General features: G+C 55.1%; 2 protein-coding genes. One reads left to right on the forward strand and one right to left on the reverse strand.

The window, feature by feature from the left end:
• The first annotated feature begins 224 nt into the window (after nucleotides 1-224).
• On the forward strand, nucleotides 225-1,205 hold the full coding sequence (locus tag ACW9H9_RS28450; RefSeq protein ID WP_457346678.1) for an IS5 family transposase: 981 nt from the start codon (nucleotides 225-227) through the stop codon (nucleotides 1,203-1,205).
• Nucleotides 1,206-1,547: 342 nt separating this feature from the next.
• Here ACW9H9_RS28450 and ACW9H9_RS28455 read toward each other — a convergent pair.
• Nucleotides 1,548-2,552 (reverse strand): tyrosine-type recombinase/integrase (locus ACW9H9_RS28455; RefSeq protein WP_457346679.1); only part of this gene is annotated, 1,005 nt, incomplete at its 5' end.

Genomic DNA, 2,552 nt, shown 5'->3' on the forward strand with positions numbered 1-2,552 from the left:
GCAAACTCAGCGGCCAAGGCCATGATGAGTTACACCACTTCCTGGGACACGATCCGCTTAGTAGCAGGGGCAGGGAGATGAGAAGGGCTTTGAGTATCTGTGGGGTTTGCATGAAGGATAACTCTCTCACAATGATAAATAACGACACCTCGCCTTGTTAGGGAATCTCCGATCAAGTTCGAAGATGTGCTGAAATACACCTGACTACCTGATCCGAGCCGCCCATGAGCCAGATGAGCTTTTCCGACTTCGAGTACGCCGGCAAACGCAAGCAGACACGCCGCGAACGCTTCCTCGCCGAGATGGATCAGGTCGTGCCCTGGGCTGGTCTGTTGGGGCTAATCGAGCCGTTCTACCCCAAGGCTGGCGGCGGCAGAAAACCCTACCCCTTGGAAACCATGCTGCGCATCCACCTGTTGCAGAACTGGTTCTCCCTGAGCGATCCGGCCATGGAAGAAGCGCTCTACGAAATCACGCCCATGCGTCAGTTTGCACGCCTGACGTTGAGCGCGCCGATCCCGGAAGACACCACGATCATGAACTTCCGGCATTTGTTGGAGAAGCATCAGCTCGCACCTGCGATCCTTGCGGTCATCAATGGTTATTTGCAAGAAAAAGGTCTGTCGCTGCGCCAGGGCACGATCGTCGACGCCACCATTATTCATGCCCCAAGCTCGACCAAGAACAAAGACGGCGAACGTGATCCCGAGATGCATCAGACCAAGAAAGGCAATCAGTATTTCTTCGGGATGAAGGCGCACATCGGTGCCGATGCTGAGTCGGGCCTGGTTCACCATGTCCATGGCACGGCCGCCAATGTAGCCGACGTCACCCAAGTCGCAGAGCTGCTGCATGGCGAAGAAAACGCGGTCTACGCGGACGCTGGATATACCGGTGTCGAGAAGCGCGAGGAACACCAAAATCGTAAGGTGATCTGGCAGATCGCTGCCCGACGCAGCACCTATTCCAAGCTGAACAAGCGCGGCCTGATCTACAAGGCCAAGCGTAAAATCGAGTACCTCAAAGCCCAGACACGAGCCAGGGTTGAGCATCCATTCCGCGTGATCAAGCGCCAGTTTGGTTATGTGAAAGTGCGCTTTCGTGGGCTGATGAAAAACACGGCTCAGTTGACCACGCTGTTCGCTCTGTCGAACCTGTGGATGGCTCGAAAGCGACTGATGGGTATGGGCGAGTTGCGCGTTTAATACGGAAAACCAGGCGAAAACGTCCCCAACACACGATGCATCGGTCGCCTTTGAACAAATAGCGCTACGTGCCGGGGAAATTTCGACTTGCCGACGCCACGCAGAAAGTTGATCGGAGAATCCTTAGCTCTGAATTCAACTGGATCGCAGTCCAATCGATTTTCATTGCTAGTCCACCGTCATACCAGGTCCACACCTTCAGTTGAGTATCGACATATCGTGGTTGGTCATTAGTGCGAGTTCGAATCGCAACGTAAGCGGGGCCCTTGAACACATAAGCTGGCAAAGAGGAGGGTGGTGACGCGTGTTCTTGATCGGCTGATTTGGTCACGGCGAACCTCCTTAACTGTCTAGTCGACTCCAGGCTGCCGAGGTGCGCTGGGCGTTATGGAGGTTGGCCGACTCGGCTAGATAACGACCTGCGTAGCGGCGTGGCATCGTCGAGGTCTCAGACCAACCGCAGACTCGCCGGAGTTCGTCCGTGGCCCGCTCGAGGTCATGCCCACGCTTTTCGACCAAGTAAGCCAAAAACCGGTCTGCAAATGTGTGGCGAAAGTCATGCGCAGAAAGTGTAGGCAACAACCCTGGATCAGCCAGTTCAATGGTCAGAAACAGCCGATCAAGAACGTTAGACAACGCGCGGATCGATAGCGGGCGGCCACGATCCGAGATGAACAAATAGCGATAGAGCAATTTCATCGGTTTAGCGTCACGCAGAGGGCGCCGGTCGCTTTGGATATAGCGCTCGTAGACCTCATACAACTGTGCGGAGATGCCTACGGTCCGTCCATGTGTTTTGAGCGCAGGCTCTTCAACGCGCGGGTCGCGGGGATCATGTTCGCGATCATTGATGCTGACATAGGCGTGCTGAGAACCTTTATTGATATCCGTGGTGTAGAGCTTCAGAAGCTCTCCGCGACGGATGCCGGTCTCCAAGAGCAATTCAATCATTAGCCAGTTACGCAGCTGCAAACGTTCCGGGAACGGATTCTCCGCAGCGCCAGGGCGAATCAGTGTGCGAACGATCTGTAGTTGCGTATCTGTCAGGCTGCGGTAACGAGTGCGGTCGGGACGAGCATTGATGATGTGGCCCTCAAAGCGCCGCTCAATGACGTCAGCAACATCGGCAAATACCACGTTGATGTCAGCCTGTGCGGCTGAATTCTGACGGGCGCGCGGGATGTAACGGGTGACGCACCAAGACAGGTATTTCTTCAGCAGGCGCAGGTACTGGTCACGTGTTCGTGAACTGATCTGCTGAAAAAGTACAGTGCCAGGTTTGCCGATTCGGGGTAACCGCTCCATGAACCCCACATTCAAAGCGGTCAGATGATCTTGGATGCTGTG

It is taken from the genome of Pseudomonas sp. SDO5215_S409 (genome assembly GCF_054071325.1).

Bases quoted from the DNA above. Each gene is read 5' to 3' on its own strand.
- ACW9H9_RS28450 (WP_457346678.1), top strand. From the start codon at position 225: ATGAGCCAGATGAGCTTTTCCGACTTCGAGTACGCCGGCAAACGCAAG.